The sequence below is a fragment of the Olsenella sp. An290 genome (assembly GCF_002159535.1).
GTDB lineage: Bacteria > Actinomycetota > Coriobacteriia > Coriobacteriales > Atopobiaceae > Thermophilibacter.
The window spans coordinates 1-18,243 of record NZ_NFIU01000001.1 but is presented as its reverse complement, the minus strand read 5'-3'; the positions used below and the strand labels follow the sequence as shown (position 1 = coordinate 18,243).

The window sequence follows — 18,243 nt, the reverse complement described above, 5'->3', positions numbered from 1 at the left end:
CTTACCTGTCTCTCCGCTTGTTGTACCTGATGATCTCTGGGTGCAGACCATGATAGATGTCCATGTAGTCGTTTGCGGCGCGGCGCCAGCTAAAGTCCTCGTTCATGGCCTGAAGCATGAGCTTCGTCCAGGCGTCCTGGTCGGTCCAGAAGATCTCGCAGGCGCCGAGGAGGGTGTCCGCCATCTCGTCGGCGTTCATGTTGGCAAACGAGAAGCCCGTGCCCTCGCCGGTGTACTTGTTGTACGGGCGGACCGAGTCGCGCAGGCCGCCGGTCTCGCGCACGAGCGGCAGGGTGCCGTAGCGCATGGCGATCATCTGGGACAGGCCGCACGGCTCGAACTCGGACGGCATGAGCAGGATGTCACCGCCCGCGTACATGCGGTGCGAGAGCGCGTTGTCAAAGGCGATGCGCGCGCACATCTGGTCGCCGTAGCGGGCGCCGAAGTAGCGGAACGCGTCCTCGTGGTCCTTGTCACCCGTGCCGAGGATGGCAACCTGGACGCCGCGCTGCATGAGGTGGTCCATCGCGTAGCGGACAAGGCCGAGGCCCTTCTGGTCCGTGAGGCGGCCGATGGAGACCACGAGCGGGCGCGTGGGGTCCTGGGCCAGGCCCAGCTCCTCCTGGAGGGCGCGCTTGCACTCGGCCTTGTTGGCCAGGTCCTTCTCGGAGTAGTTCGCCGGGATCATGGGGTCGGTCGCGGGGTTCCAGATGCCCTGGTCGATCCCGTTGAGGATGCCGCTCAGGACGCTCGAGCGACGGCGGAAGATGCCGTCGAGGCCCTCGCCGTAGAAGGGCATCTGCAGCTCGTAGGCGTAGCTCGGGCTCACCGTGGTGAGGTAGTCCGCGTAGCAGAGCGCACCCTTCATGTAGTTGATGGAGTCGCGGTCGCAGTAGAGCTGGTCGCGGGCCGCCGGGATGTGGGCGAGGCCCAGCACCTCCTCGAGGACCTTGTCGCTGTACTGGCCCTGGAACTTGACGTTGTGCACGGTGAAGACGGTCTTCACGTTGGCGCACTGCGGGATCTGCTGGTAGAACTCGCGCAGGAAGACGCAGCAGAGCGCGGTCTGCCAGTCGTTGCAGTGCAGGACGTCGCACTCGAGCTCCGGCACCCTGGCGATGGCCTCGCAGATGGCCTTCGAGAAGAACGCGAAGCGCTCCCCGTCGTCGAAGTAGCCGTAAAGGCCGTCGCGCTTGAAGTAGGCCTCGTTGTCGATGAAGTAGAAGTCGAGGTTCTGCAGCGTGAGCTTCTCGATGCCGCAGTACTCGTTGCGCCAGGCGAGCGGCACGTAGAACTCGGCCACGTGCTTCATCTGGTCGCGGTACTCCTGCGGGATGGTCCCGTACTTGGGCATGATGACGGCGGCGCGGGCGCCGGCATGCTTGAGGGCGCGGGGAAGCGAGCCCGCGACGTCCCCGAGACCGCCCGTCTTGGCAAACGGGACGGCCTCGGAGGACGCGAAGAGCACCTTCAGCTTCCTGCGCTTGGCAGTGGTTGGCACGGTGGTTCTCCTGGTCCTAGTCGCGAGACTTCTCCTTGATGAGCACGTCCTCGGGGGTGCCCCTGAGCTCGGTGCCCGCCGGGACCACGTTGCCGCGGTCCACGATCGCGTTCTCCACGCGGGCGCCGCTCTTGACCACGCAGCCCTGCATCACGATGGAGTTGCGGACGGTGGCGCCGGCCTCCACGATGACGTTGCGGCCGAGGATCGAGTCGCTCACGCTGCCGTAGATGCGGTCGCCCGAGGAGATGCGGGAGTTGAGGACGCGCGAGCCGATCTCGAACTTGGCGGGAGGCGTGTCGTGCGCCTTGGTCTTGATGGAGCGGTCCTCGGGGAAGAGCTCGGCGGAGATCTGCGGGTCGAGCAGGTCCATGTTGGAGCGGAAGTAGGTGCGCTTGTTGAAGACCGGGGCGACGTAGCCGTCAAAGTCGTAGGTGCGCACGTTCACGCGGCCGAAGTCGCCCACCATGGCCTCGAAGAGGTCGAGGTAGTCGGTCGGGGCGTACCAGTCGAACATGTCCAGGAGGAGCTGACGGCCGATCACGAAGCAGTCGAGGAACATGGTCTCGCCGAACGTGGTGCCGTGGTGGACGCCGCAGACGCGCCCGTCCTCGACGTCGAAGGCCGTCACGTCCGGGTCCTTCTCGGACGCGGTCTTGGTAAGGACCGTGATGTCGGCGCCAGAGGCCTTGTGCGCCTCGTAGACCTTGTCGAGGTCGACGTTGTACACGAAGTTGGCGGTCGAGAAGATCACGGCGTCGGCGGTGCTGCGCGTGAAGTAGGCCTTGTTGTGCACGAGGTCGCGCAGGAGGAAGCGGGCGCCCGTGCGGGAGGTGCCGAAGGCCGAGCCCGGCAGGATGAAGAGGCCCCCGTTCTTGCGGTCGAGGTCCCACTCCTTGCCCGAGCCGGTGTGGTCGATGATCGAGCGGTAGTTGTACGGCATGACCATGCCCACGGTACGGATGCCGCAGTTCACCAGGTTGGACAGGGCAAAGTCAACGAGACGGTAGCGGCCGAGGTAGGGCAGCGACGCCACGGGACGGCTCTCGGTGAGCGGGCTCGTCTCCTTGGCCGAGTAGTTGCAGGTGATGAGGCCGATGACCTTTTCCATGGTTAGTTCTCCCCCTTCCCAACGACGACGTCGTTTCCAATGACGACCGTGTCCTTGGTCGTATCGACGCTGCCGAGGCTCACGTTCTCCTCCACGACGGAGTTCTCGCCGAGGATGGCGCGCACGACGCGGGCGCCGTCCTTGACGCGGGCGCCGGGCAGGAGCACCGAGTCGATGACGGTGGCACGCTCGCCCACGTAGGCGTCGGTCGAGAGGATCGAGTGCTTGGCGGTGCCGTAGACCTGGCAGCCGTTGGAGACGAGGCAGTCGTCGATGTTGCCGTCCTTGCCCACGAACGCGGGCGGGCGGGTGGACGAGTTGCTCATGATCGGGAACGTGCTGCTGTAGATGTCGAAGGCCGGGTTGGGCCCGAGCAGGTCCATGCTCGTCTCGTGGTAGCTCGAGATGGTGCCGACGTCGCGCCAGAAGCCGTTGAACTCGTAGGTGTAGAGGCGCTTGCCCTCCTCGAGGAGCTTCGGAATGATGTTCTTTCCGAAGTCGTGCTCGGAGGTCTGGTCGATCGCGTCCTCCTTGAGCGAGGAGAGCAGGAGGTCGGTATTGAAGATGTAGATGCCCATGGAGGCGAGGTTGGAGTCGGGCTTGGCCGGCTTCTCGGTGAACTTGACGATCTTCTCGTCCTCGTCCTGGGTGATGATGCCAAAGCGGGAGGCCTCCTCCCAGGGCACGGGCATGACCGCGATGGTGAGGTCGGCGTTGTGGCGCTTGTGGGTGGCCAGCATGTCGGCGTAGTCCATGCGGTAGAGCTGGTCGCCGGAGAGGATCAGGACGTAGTCGGGGTCGTTCTGCTCGATGTAGCCGATGTTCTGGGCCACGGCGTCGGCCGTGCCCTCGTACCAGGAGCCGCCCGTCTGCGTGGCGTAGGGCGGGAGGATGGAGACGCCGCCCGTGCGGTCGTCGAGGTTCCACGCCTCGCCGGTCCCGATGTAGCTGTGCAGCAGGTACGGACGGTACTGCGTGAGAACGCCCACGGTGTTGACGCCAGAGTTCGCGCAGTTCGACAGGGCAAAGTCGATGATGCGGAACTTGCCGCCGAACGAGACCGCCGGCTTGGCGACGTTGCTCGTCAGCGCACCGAGCCTGCTGCCCTGACCACCCGCCAGGAGCATAGCGATGCACTCTTTCTTACTCATACCCCCACTCCTTTCAAACCGTTAGGGCCGCGGCCCTGACCGTGCGCTCAGAAGGCCCGACGTCTACACGTTCCAGATGTCGGCCATGTACTCGCGAATCGTTCGGTCACTAGAGAAGTATCCCGCCTTGGCGGTGTTGTGGAGCGCCGACTTGTTCCAACGGCGGCGATCTGCGTAGTCAGCGGTCAGCTCGTCCCACGCCTGGACGTAGGAGTGGAAGTCGCGCAGGACCAGATCGGGGTCGTTGTCCACCATGAGGTAGTCGCGGATGCTCTCGAAGTTGCCGGAGAGGCGCGCGAGCGTGCCGTCCGTGAGCATGTCGACGATGCGGCCCAGACGGTCGCGGTCGGCGTTGTACTGGTCCCAGGCGTAGTAGCGGCCGCTGGCGCGCAGCTCCTCGACCTCGTCGGCGTGCAGGCCGAAGATCTTGATGTTCTCGGGACCCACGAGATCAGAGATCTCGATGTTGGCGCCGTCGAGCGTGCCCAGGGTGATGGCGGCGTTCATCATGAGCTTCATGTTGGAGGTGCCGGAGGCCTCGGCACCGGCCACGCTGATCTGCTCGGAGATCTCCGCCGCCGAGTAGATGAGCTGCGCGTTGGAGACGGCGAAGTTGGGCACAAAGGCCACCTTGATCTTGTCGCTCACGCGCTCGTCGCCGTTGATCACGTCCGCGACGGAGTTGATGAGGCGGATGACCTCCTTGGCGAAGGTGTAGCTCTGCGCGGCCTTGCCGGAGAAGACGAACGCCGTCGGGCGCGGGCTGTAGCTCGGGTCCGCGAGGATGCGGTTGTAGACGTCGAGCACCTTGAAGACGTTGAGGAGCTGGCGCTTGTAGGCGTGGAAGCGCTTGACCTGCACGTCAAAGACCATGTTGGTGTCAAGCTCGACGCCGGAGGTCTCCTTGACGTAGGCGGCCAGGCGCTCCTTGTCGGCCTTCTTGGCGAGCTCCATGCCGTCGAGGAAGCTCGCGTCCTCCTCAAAGGGGATGAGCTTCTCGAGCTCCATGGCGTCGTCCATCCAGCCGTCGCCGATGGCCTCGGTGATGAGCTTGGAGTAGGACGGGTTGGCCTCGCAGAGGAACCTGCGGTGCGTGACGCCGTTGGTCTTGTTGTTGAAGCGCTGCGGCATCATCTCATAGAACTCGTGGAAGACACTGTCCTTGAGGATCTGCGTGTGCAGCGCGGAGACGCCGTTGATCGAGTGCGAGAAGATGATCGAGAGGTTGGCCATGCGGACCTGGCCGTCCCAGAGGATCGCGGTGTTCTTGAGGACGTCGGTCCACTTGCCGTCGTTGGGCGAGAGGTGGTTGGCGAGGCTGTCGCGGTAGCGACGGTCGACCTCCTCGATGAACATGTAGAGGCGCGGCAGGAGGTTGCGGAAGGTGTTGATCGGCCACTTCTCCAGCGCCTCGGGCATGACGGTGTGGTTGGTGAAGGAGATCGTCTCCCTGGCCACCTGGTAGGCAACGTCAAAGTCCACGCCCTTCTCGTCCACGAGCAGGCGCATGAGCTCGGGGCCGCACATCGCGGGGTGCGTGTCGTTGGTGTGGACGCACACGTGCTCGCCAAGGTGCTCCCAGTCCGGGCCGAACTCGCGCTCGTAGGTGCGCAGGATGGTCTGCAGGCCCGCGGAGACGAAGAGGTACTCCTGCTTGAGGCGCAGCATCCGGCCGTGCTCGCCGGCGTCGTTGGGGTAGAGGATCGTGGAGATGGCCTCGACGTCGGAGCGGAACTTGTTGGCGCGGGCGTAGTCGCCGGCGTTGAAGGCGTCGAGGTCGAAGTCCTCGGTGTAGGGCTCGGCCGACCACAGGCGCAGCTTGTTCACGACCTTGCCGCCGTAGCCGATGATGGGCACGTCGTAGGGGACGGCGCGGACGAGCTCGCCGCCCTCCTGGGTGAACCAGAACTTGCCGTCCTGCTCGTGGCGGACCACCTGGCCGCCAAAGCGCACGAGCACGGCGGAGCCGTCCTTGCGGGTCTCCCAGGGGAAGCCGTTGGCGAGCCAGTTGTCCGTGCGCTCCACCTGACGGCCGCCCTCGATGTACTGGCGGAAGAGGCCGTAGCGATAGCGCATGCCGTTGCCGTAGCCGGCGATGCCCTCGTGGGCCATGGAGTCGAGGAAGCACGCGGCGAGGCGGCCCAGGCCACCGTTGCCAAGGCCCGGGTCGACCTCCTGGCGGCAGATGTCCTCGAGGCTGGATCCCAGCTCCTTGACGCCCTCGGCGACGAGGTCACGGACGCCAAAGTTGATCAGGTAGTTGTCGAGCAGGGGACCGAGCAGGAACTCGAGGGAGAAGTAGTAGACCTTCTTGGCGCCCTTGGGGTGGGACTCCGGGAAGAGGGCACGGCCCTTGTTGGCGATGAGCTCGGCGAGCGCGAAGTAGCGCTCCTGGCTCGGCAGCTCCTCGAAGGGGGTGCCGTAGCGGTTCACGCAGGCCTCGCGGTACTGCTCGACGAAGTCTTCCGTGCTCTCGAAAATCTTGGGGGTAGTCACTGCTTTGCTCCTCAATACGGGCGACAAGAACGCTGGGTTCGCGCGGGTGCGCGAGGCCGGTTGCCGCGCCCGGCCGTTGCGTGGGGCCGCCCGTGGGCGGCCCCGTAAAGCTTACTCCGCGGAGGTTTTCTTCTTCGCGACGGGCTTCTGAGCTGACGCGCTCCTTACGGAGCTCTTGGCCGGCACCTTCTTGGCCGCGGGCTTTGCGGTGGTCGCCTTGGGCTTCTCGCCCTCGGCGGCCGTGGCCTTCTTGGCGGTGGTGCCGGCAGGCTTCTTCTTGGCGGGGCGGCGCAGGGTGCCGGTGCGCTTGAGAATCATGCCGCCCAGGGGCGGGACGCGCACGACGATGGACTGCTCGCGGCCGTTCCACGGCTCGTCCTGGCACTTGATCTTGCCCACGTTCACGACGCCGGAGCCGCCGTAGCGCTCGTCGTCGGAGTTGAACTGCTCCTCCCAGACGCCCCACTCGGGGACGCCCATGCGGAAGTTCTCGCGCGCGTTGACGTCAAAGTTGATGAGGACCACGAGCTCGTCGCCGGGCTTCTCGCCGCGACGGATGAAGGAGATGATCGACTGCTCCGCATTGTCGGCGTCGATCCACTCGAAGCCCTCCGAGGAGAACGCGCGCTGCCACAGCGCCTTGTTCTTGTTGTAGAAGGCGTTGAGGTCGCGAATGAACTGCTGGTGGTGACGGTGGGTGTCGTACTGCTCGGCCAGGAAGTACTGGATGCCCTCGTAGTAGCGCCACTCGATGAACTGGGCGATCTCGTTGCCCATGAAGTTGAGCTTGCCGCCGGGATGGGTCATCTGGTAGAAGGCGAGCGCCCTCATCCCCGCGAACTGGCGCCAGAAGTCACCGGGCTGGCGCGTGATGAGCGAGCACTTGCCGTTGACGACCTCGTCGTGGGAGAGCGGCAGGATGAAGTTCTCGTTGAACTGGTACATGGACGAGAAGGTGAGCATCCGGTAGTTGCCGGGGCGCCACGGGAAGTCCGTCTGGAGGTAGTGGAGGGTGTCGTTCATCCAGCCCATGTCCCACTTGAAGTGGAAGCCGAGGCCGCCGTCCTCGGGCGGGTAGGTCACGAGCGGCCAAGCCGTGGACTCCTCGGCGATCATCATGACGTCGGGGTGGAACTTGCCCATGGCGGTGTTGGTCTGGCGGATGAACGCGGAGGCGTCGAGGTCCTCCTCGGTGCCCTTCTCGTTGAAGCGCTTCTGGCCGGGGTCGTCGATGCCGAAGTTCATGTAGAGCATCGACGAGACGCCGTCCATGCGCAGGCCGTCGGCGTGGAAGTACTCGGCCCAGAAGAGGGCGTTGGAGACGAGGAAGCTGCGCACCTCGCCGCGCGAGTAGTCGAACTGGTGGGTGCTCCAGTTGGGGTGGATCTTGTGCTCGTAGAGCATCTGGCCGTTGAAGGTGGCAAGCCCCTGGGCGTCGGCGCAGAAGCCGCCCGGCACCCAGTCAAGGATCACGCCGATGCCGGCCTTGTGGCAGGCGTCGACGAAGTGCATGAACTGCTTGGGGTTGCCGTAGCGCGAGGTGGCCGCGTAGTAGCCGGTGGGCTGGTAGCCCCAGGAGCCGTCGAAGGGGTGCTCGTTCACGGGCATGATCTCGAGGTGGGAGTAGCCCATCTCCTTGGCGTAGGCCACGAGCTCCACGGAGAGGTCGTCGTAGGAGTAGACCACGCCGCGCTGCGCGGGGAACGGGTCGCCGGGGCCGGGATAGGTGCCATCCGGGCGCGGCTCGCCCTGGGGCTCGTCGCCGTGGCGGCGCCAGCTGCCCAGGTGCACCTCGAAGATGTTGAGGGGCTCCTTGAACATGTCGCGCTTGGCGCGGTTCTTCATGTAGGTGCCGTCGCCCCACTTGTAGCCGGCAAGGTCGAAGGTGCGCGAGGCGGTGCCGGGAATCTGCTCGGCGTAGAAGCCGTAGGGGTCGGCCTTGTAGAGCTTGCGGCCGTCCATGGTCTCGATGAGGTACTTGTAGAGGGCCTCGTGGCCGACGCCGGGGACGAAGCCCTGCCAGACGCCGCCGGTCTGCGTGGGGACAAGCGGGTTGGCCGTCTCGTCCCAGCCGTTGAAGTCGCCGATGACGTGGACGCTCTTCACGTCGGGAGCCCACACGGCAAAGTGGAAGCCGGACGTGCCCGAGTCATCCTTGGCGGGGTGCGCGCCGAGCTTCTCGTAGCTCTTGTACCACTCTCCGCGAGCAAGCAGGAACAGGTCATCGTTGCTCAGGTAGAGGGTGCTGTCGAGAGTCTCCATGTCTACTCCTCCGGGTCAGGTGCCCCACGCCCTCCGCGTGGGCGTTCCACCGCGAGCGGGTCGCACGCAGAACAACTCCCATTGTGAAGGTTTCGTCAACGTGGTGTCCATGAAAAACCCGCGAGTGTGGGGAATGCTCCCGTGAGTAGAGAAACCCCCGCGACGTTGCGGCGCGGAGGGGGCGACGTGCGGGGGCGTGGGGCGCGGTGCGCGGCGCTGACGGGCGCGGGGGCGCGGCGCGCACAAGGAGGGCGGCCCCGGCCGCCGGGCGAGGGCGCCTTCTGGCGCGCTCTTGCCCAGGAGCCGGGGCCGCCCCGTCCGCGAGTCAGGCCGCTAGTAGTTGAGCGCCTGCTCCTCGAAGTAGGCCTTCGGGTGGTTGCAGACCGGGCAGACCTCCGGGGCCTCGGCGCCCACGTGCAGGTGGCCGCAGTTGCGGCACTTCCACACCTTCACGCCCTCACGCGCGAAGACCTCGCCCTTCTCGACGCGCTCGGCGAGCTTGAGGTAGCGCTCCTCGTGGTGCTTCTCGATCTCGCCGACCATGCGGAACTTGGCGGCGATCTCTGCGAAGCCCTCGGCCTCGGCGGTCTCGGCGAAGCCCTTGTACATGTCGGTCCACTCGTAGTTCTCGCCCGCCGCGGCGTCCTTGATGTTGGTCAGGGTGTCAGGCACCTCGCCGCCGTGGAGGTACTTGAACCAGAGCTTGGCGTGCTCGCGCTCGTTGCCGGAGGTCTCCGTGAAGATCGCGGCGATCTGCTCGTAGCCCTCCTTCTTGGCCTTGCTCGCGTAGTAGCCGTACTTGTTGGTGGCCTGGGACTCGCCGGCAAACGCGGCCTCCAGGTTCTTCTTGGTCTGAGAGCTCTCGAAGTCAACGGCCATTGATGCTCCTCTCCCGTCCCGTCCGGGGACGATTGCGCCGGGCCCATTCCCGGCCCCGTACCCTCGCTCTAGACGCGCCAGACGCCGCGGTCCTCGTGGCAGAACCCCTCGTGCTCGAGCTCGGCGAGAAGGGCGCGCACGTCGTCGGCGCCTAGGGGCCTTCTACCCGCATTTGCCTCCTCGCTTGCAAGCTCGGCGCAGATGCTCGGGAAATCCGCACCCCCGGCCGCGTCCGAGCGACGCGCCAGGAGAATGCGCACGAGCGCCGCGCGCTTCTGGCGGTGCGACCCCTCGAAGCGCGACTGGCGCGTGTGGCCCCGAGAGCGCCGGGAGGGGTTGGGCACCGTGCGCTTGAGGTAGGCGCCGTAGTCGAGAAGGGCGTAGTACCAGGTGCGCGGGTCGTCCGTGGGGTCTGCGGCATCGGCCGGGCAGGTCTGGGCCACGAGCGGGGTGAGCACGCGGTCCGGGACCGCCTCCTCGTGGGGGAAGAGCTCGTGGAGGAAGACCGAGCGCACGTTGGTCTCCAGGTAGACCGCGTGGAGGTCAAACGCAAAGGCCCGGATGCCGGCGGCCGTTGCGGGGCCGATCCCCGGCAGGGCCTCGAGCTCGGCGGCCTCGCGCGGGAGCGCCCCTCCCCCCTCGGCCACCGCGCGGGCGGCGCGGTGCACGGCGAGGGCGCGGCGGTTGTAGCCAAGGCCCTGCCACTCGTCGAGCACGTCGGCGGGCTCGGCCGCGGCCAGCGCGGAGAGCGTGGGGAACCGGGAGAGCCAGCGCTGCCAGCGGCCGTCCACGCGCGTGGTCTGCGTCTGCTGGAGCATGACCTCGGAGATCCAGATCTCGTACGGGTCGCGCGTGCGGCGCCAGGGAAGGTCGCGGTAGAGCTCGCCGCCGCGCTCCAGCACGAGGGCGCGAAACTCCTCGAGAGGGCGCGCGGGGGCGGGGCTGCCGCTCGCGGCGCCGGCCCCGTGGCTGACGGGCCGCCCCATGGGCTAGGCCTCCGCCGCGATGCACGCGACGGAGCGGGCCTCGTCCTCCGAGACGAGCCGGAACGACCCCTCAAAGACGGGCGAGCGGCGCTCCACGACGAGCTCGTGGAGCGTCACGGTAGAGAAGAACTGGCGCAGCAGCCGCTCCGCGTTGCACCAGACCGAGGTGAAGTGGCAGAACCCGCGGCGCGGGCACGCGCCGCCCTCGGCCCCGGACGTCGCGCAGGCCGAGACGATCACCGGCCCCTGCACGGCCTCGACGAGCTGCAGCAGCGTGGTCTCGCGCGGGTCCACGGACAGCCGCATGCCGCCGCTCGCCCCGCGCGAGTTCTCCACGATCCCGGCGAGCGCCAGGTCATGCTGGATGGAGCGGGCAAAGGAGTACGGGATGTCGTTCTCCTTGGCCGCCGTGCGCACGGACACGACGCCGCTCGGGTCTTTCACCAGCGCGGCGAGCATCCGCAGCGCGTAGTCGGTCTTGCGTGAGATTTCCATGTCATCCTCCCCCTGGCGCGCCGCGCCGAACGCTGGGACGGCCAGGCTAGGCGTCCCAGTCGAGAACCTCCCAGTGCTTGCGCCGGGCAAGCGACCGAAGCGTCTTGCCCGGGCACACGGCGTAGGCCGTCTGCGCGCGGGCGAGCAGGTCCCGGTCCGAGTAGTGGTCGCCGTAGGCGCGGGCGAGCCTCCATCTCCCCTGCCCCAGGCGCTCGTCGCACCACCGCGCGACCGCACGGTACTTCTCGGGCCCCGCGACCACAGGGCCGGCCACGGCGCCGGTGTAGTTGCCCCGCTCGTCCTTCTCCATCGTGGTGGCCATGAAGCCGTCGACCCCCATGCGCTGGGCGGCGACGCGCGCGATGGCGTCGAACGTCGCGGAGACGAGCAGCGTGACCATGCCGTCCTCGGAGCACTCCTCCACCGCGGCGAGCGCGCGCGCCCGGTAGCGCGGCGAGAGGATGCGGTCGTGGAAGCCCACCATGAGCGCGTCCACCTCGTTTGCGGTGCGGCCGCGCAGCGCGCCCAGCACGAGCTCGCGCGCCTCGTCCTGGCGATAGGGCAGGTGCAGCTTGTAGCGAACGCCCCACCAGATGAGGCGAAGCGCCCGCAAGGGCGACATCATGCCGCTGCGGATGAGGTAGCACGTGAAGAGCGACCCGGACTGACCCCGGATGGAGGTACCGTCAAAGTCAAAGACCGCGACCCGATATGTCTGCCGTTCGGCGCTGGGGCTCATGGGGCCCTCCTCGTCGTGACCCAACGTATCCCGCATATGATACCGCGATGTGAGCATTTCGTCGCGTTAGCGTTTCGTTTGGGCTGGGGCGACGCGGCGGGCGGCGGGCCTTCTCCCCGGTCGCAGGGGGTTTCAGGTTTGTGGGTGGGACGGGCCGCGCGGGGCGAGGGCGCAGGCAGGACGGGGGCGGGGGCGCGCACTCGACGGTTTTTCTCGCCCGTGACCCAAAATGCCGCCCAGTGTACGCCCGGGATGCGCCCTGGTGCGCGCACTCGTCAATTCCTTTGTCCGTTCGGACAAGAAACGCCCCCGGTGCGCGCAGCCCAGCGCGCACTCGGCGACAGTTTTGTCGGCGAGAAAAGCGGCGCGGCCGGAACGCGCGGGCAGGCGCGCACTCGGCGGGATTTCCGTCCGCCGGATGAGCAGAGCCCCGGCGCGCAGGGCCCCGCGGGAGGCGCAGCTTTCCGTTCGGGATGAGAAGACCCCCGCGACGGGAGGTCGCGGGGGTCAGGGGACGCGCGGTTGTCTGGCTAGCGGGCGCGGCGCCTCAGCGAGGCGGCTCCGGCGAGCGACGCGAGGGCTCCTGCCCCGGCGAGCGCGGCGCCGACGAGGGTGCTCGGGTCGCCGGTCTCGGGGACGGCGCCGGACCCCTGCGTGCCAGAGCTCGTGCCGGTCGAGGCCTGCGCGCCGGTGCCGGGCTGCTCGCCGCCGGGGGTCTCGCCGGGCTGTTCCGTGCCGGTGCCGGGCTCCTCGCCGCCGGGCTGCTCGCCCGGGTCGGCCTTGGTCCACTTTGCGTAGACCGTGAGGTCGGAGGTCACGGGCGCGGCAAAGTGAAACGGGACCGTGCGATCGACGTCCGTGAACCAGCCCTCGAAGACGTAGCCCTCGCAGACCGGGTCGGGCACGAGCGCGGGGTCAACGGTCTGGCCCTCCTCCACGGTGACGGTCACGTTCTCGGTGGTCTCCAGGAGGTCGTCAAAGGTGACGGTGTGGGTGACGGGCTCGGGCTCCTCGGTCCCGTCCGAGGCCTCGAGCGCGTAGTAGGCGGACTGGAGCGCCACGAGCGCGTCGTCGACCTGGGCCTGAGTGGCGGCTCCGTCCTCGAGGGCGGCGTGGGCCGCGTCGAGGGCATCCGCAAGGGCAGCCCAGCTCTCGTCCGTGAAGCCCTTCTCGTCGAGCGCGTCCGCCCGGGCGACGAGCTCCTCGAGGGCGCCCTTCTCGACGGTGGGCGTGGTCTCGCCCTCAAGCGCGGCGATGGCGGCGGAGAGCGCCTGGGCGGCGGCATCGGTGTCCCCGGCGGAAACGTGAGCGTGCTGCGCGTCGAGCAGCGCCGACACGAGGTCCTTGACCAGGCTCACGCTCTTGCCCTCGACCGGGAGGTCCTCGGCGCGCGTGATGAGGTCGGTGAGGGTGGTGTCCTCCTTGACCGGCTCGGCGGCAAAGGAGACCTCGCTGATCTGGTACCAGTTGGGCTTCTCCGCGGTGAGCACGAGGCGCACCTTGGAGACGGCCTGCTCCTCAAACGAGAAGGACCAGTCGAGCTTGGAGTCGTCGATTTGGCCCACGGTCACCCAGGCGCCGTCGGCGCCCGCCACCTGGACGTCGGCGCCGGCAAGCTGGTCGGCGCCCACGCCGGTGGGCTGGGAGACGCTGATGCCGCTCAGCATGACCTGCGTGGGGAAGGTGAAGACGACCTCCTTGCCCACCTCCTGGTTCTCGTTGAACCAGCACTTGGTGTTGGCGTTGCCGTCGAGCATGTTCTCGTACGGATATCCGCCGTCAAAGGTGTACCAGCCATCCGTGGCGCTCACCGTGGGCGTGGTGGACACCGGCTTGGTGAGGCCCTGCTTGGCGTCGCGGATGGCGGCAAGCGCGGAGGCACGCTCCTCGGGAGTGGTCGGGGCGGCGTCGTCGATGAGCGCGCGGGCGGCGTCGAGGGCCTGCTCGTAGGCATCGTAGCCGGAGACGTAGTCGCCCTCGGGCAGCGGGTGGGCCACCTCGGCGTAGAGGGCGTAGTTCTCAAGGCGCACCGCGCCGGCGCGGCCGGAGGTGACGGCGCTCAGGGCCTCGTCGGCCTGGGCCTGGGTGGCCTTGGGGTCCTCGTGGACGGCACGGGCAGCCTCGAGGGCGTCAAGGTAGTCGCCCGAGGTCTGGTCGATCAGCTGCGTGGCCGGAATCGCCTGCGCAAGTGCGTCGGTGAGCGCGGTCTTGTCGGTAAAGAGCTCGTAGACAAAGGTGACCTCGGCGTCCTCCTTGGCAAAGGTGCCGCTCACGGTGGCCTCGTCGCTCAGCAGGCGGTAGCCGTAGACGTCGGCGGCGCTGACCTCGTAGGCGTCGCCGATGGTGCCGTAGCTCACGGTGTCGTCGGCGACCGGGCTTCCCTCGGCGTCGACGTAGTGGACCGTGACCTTGCCCACGTTCTCGGCCGGCAGGATCTCGCCGGCGTCGGGAAGCCTCGTGCCCTTCTCCCACGCGGCCGCGTGGCCGAGGGTCTCCGTGAGGTCCATGAACTCGTCGAGCGAGAGGCCCTGGTTGGAGTCGACGTTCCAGCTGCGCGTGGCCATGGCGCGCAGGGAGTCGGCGATGCCCTCCGTGATCTCGTCCTCGGTGGCCACGTCAGGGTAGTCGCACCAGATGGCGATGGCCGTGCCCTTGATGCGCGGGTCGTCGTCCGCGAGCACGTTGGCGTTCTGGGCGTCCTGGAAGTCGCCCGGGCGCCACTCGTCGAACCACATCTCGAGGTTGTTGTCGTAGTCGAAGGAGGCGCCGCGGGAGTCGTTGCGCAGGACGAAGTAGCCGTAGTTGGCGTTGAAGTTGTAGAAGACCTCCATGCCACGGTTCACGAGGGCCTGGAGGTTGGCGATGCTGCGGTTCCAGGACATCTGGCTCCAGAAGTCAACGCCCAGCGTGGGGTCGATCTCCACCTTCTGCTGGTAGCTCGAGCCCTCGCCGTAGTAGAGGCCGTCGTTGAAGACGCGCGGCTCGAGGCCGTTGTCGCGGCAGAACTGGGCGAGCTCGTTGATATAGGTGGCCAGGGTGTCGGTCCAGCTGTACTCGGGGCCCAGGTTCTCGTCGGCCCAGCCCTCGAGCACCGAGCGGTACATGGTGGTGAAGGGCGCGCGGTCGAACTCCATGTACTCGTCGCAGCCGATGGAGATGTCCGTGGTGGCGCCGCCCTGCTTGAAGAGGTCGATGTACTCCTTGTAGATGGAGCGCATGTAGGCAATGGCCTCGGGGTTGGTCACGTCGAGGCCCGAGGTGAGGTGCGTCACGCCGTCGTTGGCGATCTGACCGTACTCGGGGTGGGCCCTGAGGATCTGGTCGACGTGGCCCGGCGAGTCGATGGAGGGGATGACGTTGATCCCGTAGAGGCGCGCCTCCTCGAGGATCTCCAGGACCTCGTCCTTGGTGAGGTGCTCGTCCGAGACGATCGCCGGGTCGGTGTCACACTCGATGCGGAAGCCGAGGTTCTCCGAGAAGTGCATGTCCAGCGTGTTGAGCTTCATGTAGCTCATCTCGTGGATCTGGCGGATGAACCAGTCCTTGGAGAAGTACTTGCGGCCGCAGTCGACAAAGAGGCGGCGCTCCTGGAGGTCGGGCCAGTCCACGATCGTGCCGCAGGGAAGGGCGTTGTCGGTGGTCTGGGCCAGGCACTCGAGGGTGCGCAGCGCGTACATGGCCGCGTTCTCGCTCGCGGCCGTGACGCGCACGCCGGAGGAGGAGATCTCGATCTTGTAGGCCTCGTCGCTCTGGGACTGGTCGGTGACCGTGGAGGCGAGGTCGATCACCACGTCGGCGGTGCCGGCCAGGTCGGCCGGGGCGTAGACCATGCCAAAGGGCTCGGAGGAGACGATGTTCTTCTCGGCGAACTCGGAGTTGACGAGCTTCACGACCTCGGCCAGCCGCCCGTTGGAGGTGTTGGCGTCCGAGGCCACGACCACAAGGCGCGTGGAGGCGTCAAAGCTCCAGGCGGCGCCGGAGGGGTCCACGTTGTACTCCTGGACCACGGGGTTCACGAGCGCGCGGGCCTCCTCGTTGGTGTAGCGGGCCTGCGTGAGCGCCGGGACGGTCCCCTCGGCGATGGCCGGGGCGGCGACCCCGAGCAGCGTGGCCCCCGCAAAGGCGCCGGCGATGAGCACGCGCCCGGCGCGCCGCACCCAGCTCTTCTGTTCTGCCATGGCATCCCTCATCCTTCTGGCGCGCGCTGCGGGCGGCCCTTGCCGCGGCGGCGCGCGCCGACGATTTGCTAGCCCATCTAGAATAGTGCATGAGGCCAAATCTACGCTGAAAGGCAAGCCGGCATCGGCCGGCGGGGGAATTCGCCGGGGTGGGCGGGGCCGCCAGAGGCCGCGGCGGACCTGAGGCGCGCGACCTCGCGGCATGAAAAAGGGCTCCCGAAGGAGCCCTCAGACAGTGCAATGGCGGGATGTAAGGGACTCGAACCCTCGACCTCCGACGTGACAGGCCGGCGCTCTAACCAGCTGAGCTAACACCCCGTTCGCCTTGCGCGAGGGTTATTCTGACATACTCCCATCCCCTTTGGCAAGCACTTTTTGAAAAAAATTTTGGGACGAGAAGAACTCAGGTCAGCGGCCCTATCCAAGCGCCACGTCAACGGTCTGGCCGGACTCGTTGGTCACCCTGAGCACCGAGCCGTCAAGCTCGACGGAGGCGATGTCACCGGCGCCCTGGACCTTGGCCCCGCTGCCGTCCACGACATAGCTCGCCGAGCCGTGGCCGTACACCACGTAGCAGACCACGTCCCAGCCCCCGTCGCGGTTCTCGGGGACAAGGATCGTGTTGCCCCAGCGCACGAGCGCCGTTGGGGTGCCCTCGAGCTCCGTGAGCGTCTCGGCGGTGCCGTCGGCCATCGTGCGCACGAGGCCCCAGCGGCCGCCCTCCGGCTGCGAGAGCGAGAAGGTCACGCCGTCGTAGGACACCGTGCCGTCGGTGCCGACCTGCTCCTGGCTCGCGTTGTGCTCCGCCTGGGCGGCCTCGGCCTCGAGCTGGGCGTCGTCGGGGCGAAGCGACTGCTCGTTCTGCACGTTGCGCTGCTCGGGCGCGGGCGTGAGCGCCGCCGTGATGCAGGTGCCCAGGCAGAAGAGGATGCCCAGCGCCAGCATGCCCGCAACGACCAGCAGCACGACCTTGCCGGTGCTGCGCTTGGGCGCGTTCTTGCCGGGCATCACCTCGGGATGGCGCTTGAAGTAGCGCTTCTCGGCGTTTTGGCGCGCGCGGCCTGCCGCCTCGGCGGCGTTCTTGCGCGTGGTCACGCGGGCGCCCTCGCCGGCATGGATGGTGGCGATGCGCTCCGGGTCGCGCTCCCGGGTGGCTCGCGACGAGTGCTGTGACTTTCCGTTGCTCATCTCTGCGCTCCCCTTCCTGGGCCGCTATGCCGAAACCTCGCGCCGCGCCTCGATGGCACGGCCCAGCGTCACCTCGTCGGCGTACTCGAGGTCGCCGCCCACCGGCAGGCCGCTGGCAAGCCGCGTCACGCGGACGCCCAGCGGCCTCATGACGCGGGCGAGGTAGGTCGCCGTGGTCTCTCCCTCGACGTCTGGGTTCGTGGCGAGAATGACCTCGGTCACCTCGCCGCTTGCAAGACGCGAGAGGAGCTCCCTCACGTGCAGCTGCTCGGGGCCGATCTTGTCCATGGGGCTGATGACCCCGCCGAGGACGTGATAGAGCCCGTGATAGCTGCCTGTGCGCTCGATGGCCGTGACGTCGCGCGGCTCCGAGACCACGCAGATCGAGGCGCGGTCGCGCGAGCCGTCCGCGCAGACGTCGCAGGTCTCGCGCGTGGCATACGAGAAGCACACAGGGCAGAAGTGCACCTGCTGCTTGACCTCGAGAATCGCGTGGGCGAGCCGACGCGCCTCCTCGGCGTCCGCCTCGAGCAGGTGGTAGGCGATCCGCTGGGCCGACTTGGGCCCGATTCCGGGAAGCCTTCCGAGCTCGTCGAGCAGGCGCTGGAGCGCGCGGCCGTCGTTGACGAGGGACTCCATGGGACTAGAAGAGGCCCGGGATGTTGAGGCCGCCGGTCACGGAGCTGAGCTGCTGGCTCGCGGCCTTCTCGGCGGACTCGAGCGCGTCGTTGACCGCGGCCAAGATCATGTCCTGGAGCATCTCGACGTCCTCGGGGTCGAGGGCGGCCGGGTCAATGGTCAGCGAGGTGAGGCGCATGTTGCCCGTCGCGGAGACCTTGACGGCCCCGCCGCCGGTACTGGCCGAGACCTCCGTGAGGGCGACCTTCTCCTGTGCGGCGATGAGCTGCTCCTGCATCTTGCGGGCCTGGGCGATCATCTGGTTGCGGTTCATGCCGCCCATGTTGAATCCCTTGGACATTGCGGTTCCCTTCTTTCTTGCGGTCTGCTGCGGTTGCGTGGTGGGCCCCCGGCGCGCCGGGGCTAGTCCTCGTCCCCGTCCTCGACGGGCTCGTCGGTGAAGCCGGCGTCGCGGGAGCGGTCCTCATCATAGGCGAGCTCGGCCGCGGCGTCCTCGTCGGAGGTCGTGGCGGCGGACTCCACGCTCACCGAGACGGGCTCGCCGAACGCGGCCGTGAGCATGGCGGCGATGTCGGCAAACTCCGGGGCGAGCTCGGCGGGGGGCGCGGGGGCCGGCGC

General features: G+C 67.7%; 14 protein-coding genes and 1 tRNA gene. All 15 read right to left on the bottom strand.

Annotation, left to right across the window (positions count from 1 at the left end):
• Nucleotide 1: 1 nt before the first annotated feature.
• Nucleotides 2–1,501 carry a glycogen synthase GlgA gene (gene glgA / locus B5F84_RS00075; protein WP_087319478.1) on the bottom strand — a complete coding sequence of 500 codons (1,500 nt, stop codon included), beginning with the start codon at nt 1,499–1,501 and terminating at the stop codon, nt 2–4.
• A gap of 16 nt (nt 1,502–1,517) precedes the next feature.
• Nucleotides 1,518–2,612, bottom strand: a complete 1,095-nt coding sequence (glgD, locus tag B5F84_RS00070; RefSeq protein WP_087319475.1) for a glucose-1-phosphate adenylyltransferase subunit GlgD — start codon at nt 2,610–2,612, stop codon at nt 1,518–1,520.
• 2 nt (nt 2,613–2,614) lie between these two features.
• On the bottom strand, nt 2,615–3,763 hold the full coding sequence (locus B5F84_RS00065; RefSeq protein WP_087319474.1) for a glucose-1-phosphate adenylyltransferase: 1,149 nt from the start codon (nt 3,761–3,763) through the stop codon (nt 2,615–2,617).
• A gap of 63 nt (nt 3,764–3,826) precedes the next feature.
• Complete coding sequence (locus tag B5F84_RS00060) at nt 3,827–6,259, bottom strand: glycogen/starch/alpha-glucan phosphorylase (RefSeq protein WP_087319472.1); 2,433 nt, start codon at nt 6,257–6,259, stop codon at nt 3,827–3,829.
• A gap of 111 nt (nt 6,260–6,370) precedes the next feature.
• Entirely contained in the window at nt 6,371–8,521 is a 2,151-nt protein-coding gene (gene glgB, locus B5F84_RS00055) for a 1,4-alpha-glucan branching protein GlgB (protein WP_087319471.1), read from the bottom strand.
• A gap of 333 nt (nt 8,522–8,854) precedes the next feature.
• Nucleotides 8,855–9,400 carry a rubrerythrin gene (gene rbr, locus B5F84_RS00050; RefSeq protein WP_087319469.1) on the bottom strand — a complete coding sequence of 182 codons (546 nt, stop codon included), beginning with the start codon at nt 9,398–9,400 and terminating at the stop codon, nt 8,855–8,857.
• 68 nt (nt 9,401–9,468) lie between these two features.
• Complete coding sequence (locus tag B5F84_RS00045; RefSeq protein WP_087319466.1) at nt 9,469–10,386, bottom strand: adenine glycosylase; 918 nt, start codon at nt 10,384–10,386, stop codon at nt 9,469–9,471.
• A 3-nt stretch (nt 10,387–10,389) separates the two neighbouring features.
• The gene (locus B5F84_RS00040; protein ID WP_087319464.1) at nt 10,390–10,881 is read right to left on the bottom strand and encodes an Rrf2 family transcriptional regulator; all 492 of its coding nucleotides are present in this window, start codon (nt 10,879–10,881) and stop codon (nt 10,390–10,392) included.
• A gap of 46 nt (nt 10,882–10,927) precedes the next feature.
• Complete coding sequence (locus B5F84_RS00035; RefSeq protein WP_087319462.1) at nt 10,928–11,620, bottom strand: HAD-IB family hydrolase; 693 nt, start codon at nt 11,618–11,620, stop codon at nt 10,928–10,930.
• A 530-nt stretch (nt 11,621–12,150) separates the two neighbouring features.
• Nucleotides 12,151–15,798 carry a family 20 glycosylhydrolase gene (locus B5F84_RS00030; protein WP_158094443.1) on the bottom strand — a complete coding sequence of 1,216 codons (3,648 nt, stop codon included), beginning with the start codon at nt 15,796–15,798 and terminating at the stop codon, nt 12,151–12,153.
• 241 nt (nt 15,799–16,039) lie between these two features.
• Nucleotides 16,040–16,116: transfer RNA gene (locus B5F84_RS00025), tRNA-Asp, on the bottom strand.
• Between the two features lie 99 nt (nt 16,117–16,215).
• Nucleotides 16,216–16,986 carry a hypothetical protein gene (locus tag B5F84_RS00020; protein WP_087319458.1) on the bottom strand — a complete coding sequence of 257 codons (771 nt, stop codon included), beginning with the start codon at nt 16,984–16,986 and terminating at the stop codon, nt 16,216–16,218.
• A gap of 24 nt (nt 16,987–17,010) precedes the next feature.
• Nucleotides 17,011–17,625 (bottom strand): recombination mediator RecR, encoded by a 615-nt coding sequence (gene recR / locus B5F84_RS00015; protein ID WP_087319456.1) that lies wholly within the window; start codon nt 17,623–17,625, stop codon nt 17,011–17,013.
• A gap of 4 nt (nt 17,626–17,629) precedes the next feature.
• The gene (locus B5F84_RS00010) at nt 17,630–17,965 is read right to left on the bottom strand and encodes a YbaB/EbfC family nucleoid-associated protein (protein ID WP_204205461.1); all 336 of its coding nucleotides are present in this window, start codon (nt 17,963–17,965) and stop codon (nt 17,630–17,632) included.
• Nucleotides 17,966–18,027: 62 nt separating this feature from the next.
• On the bottom strand, nt 18,028–18,243 hold a 216-nt coding region (locus B5F84_RS09525; RefSeq protein ID WP_204205460.1), incomplete at its 5' end, for a hypothetical protein.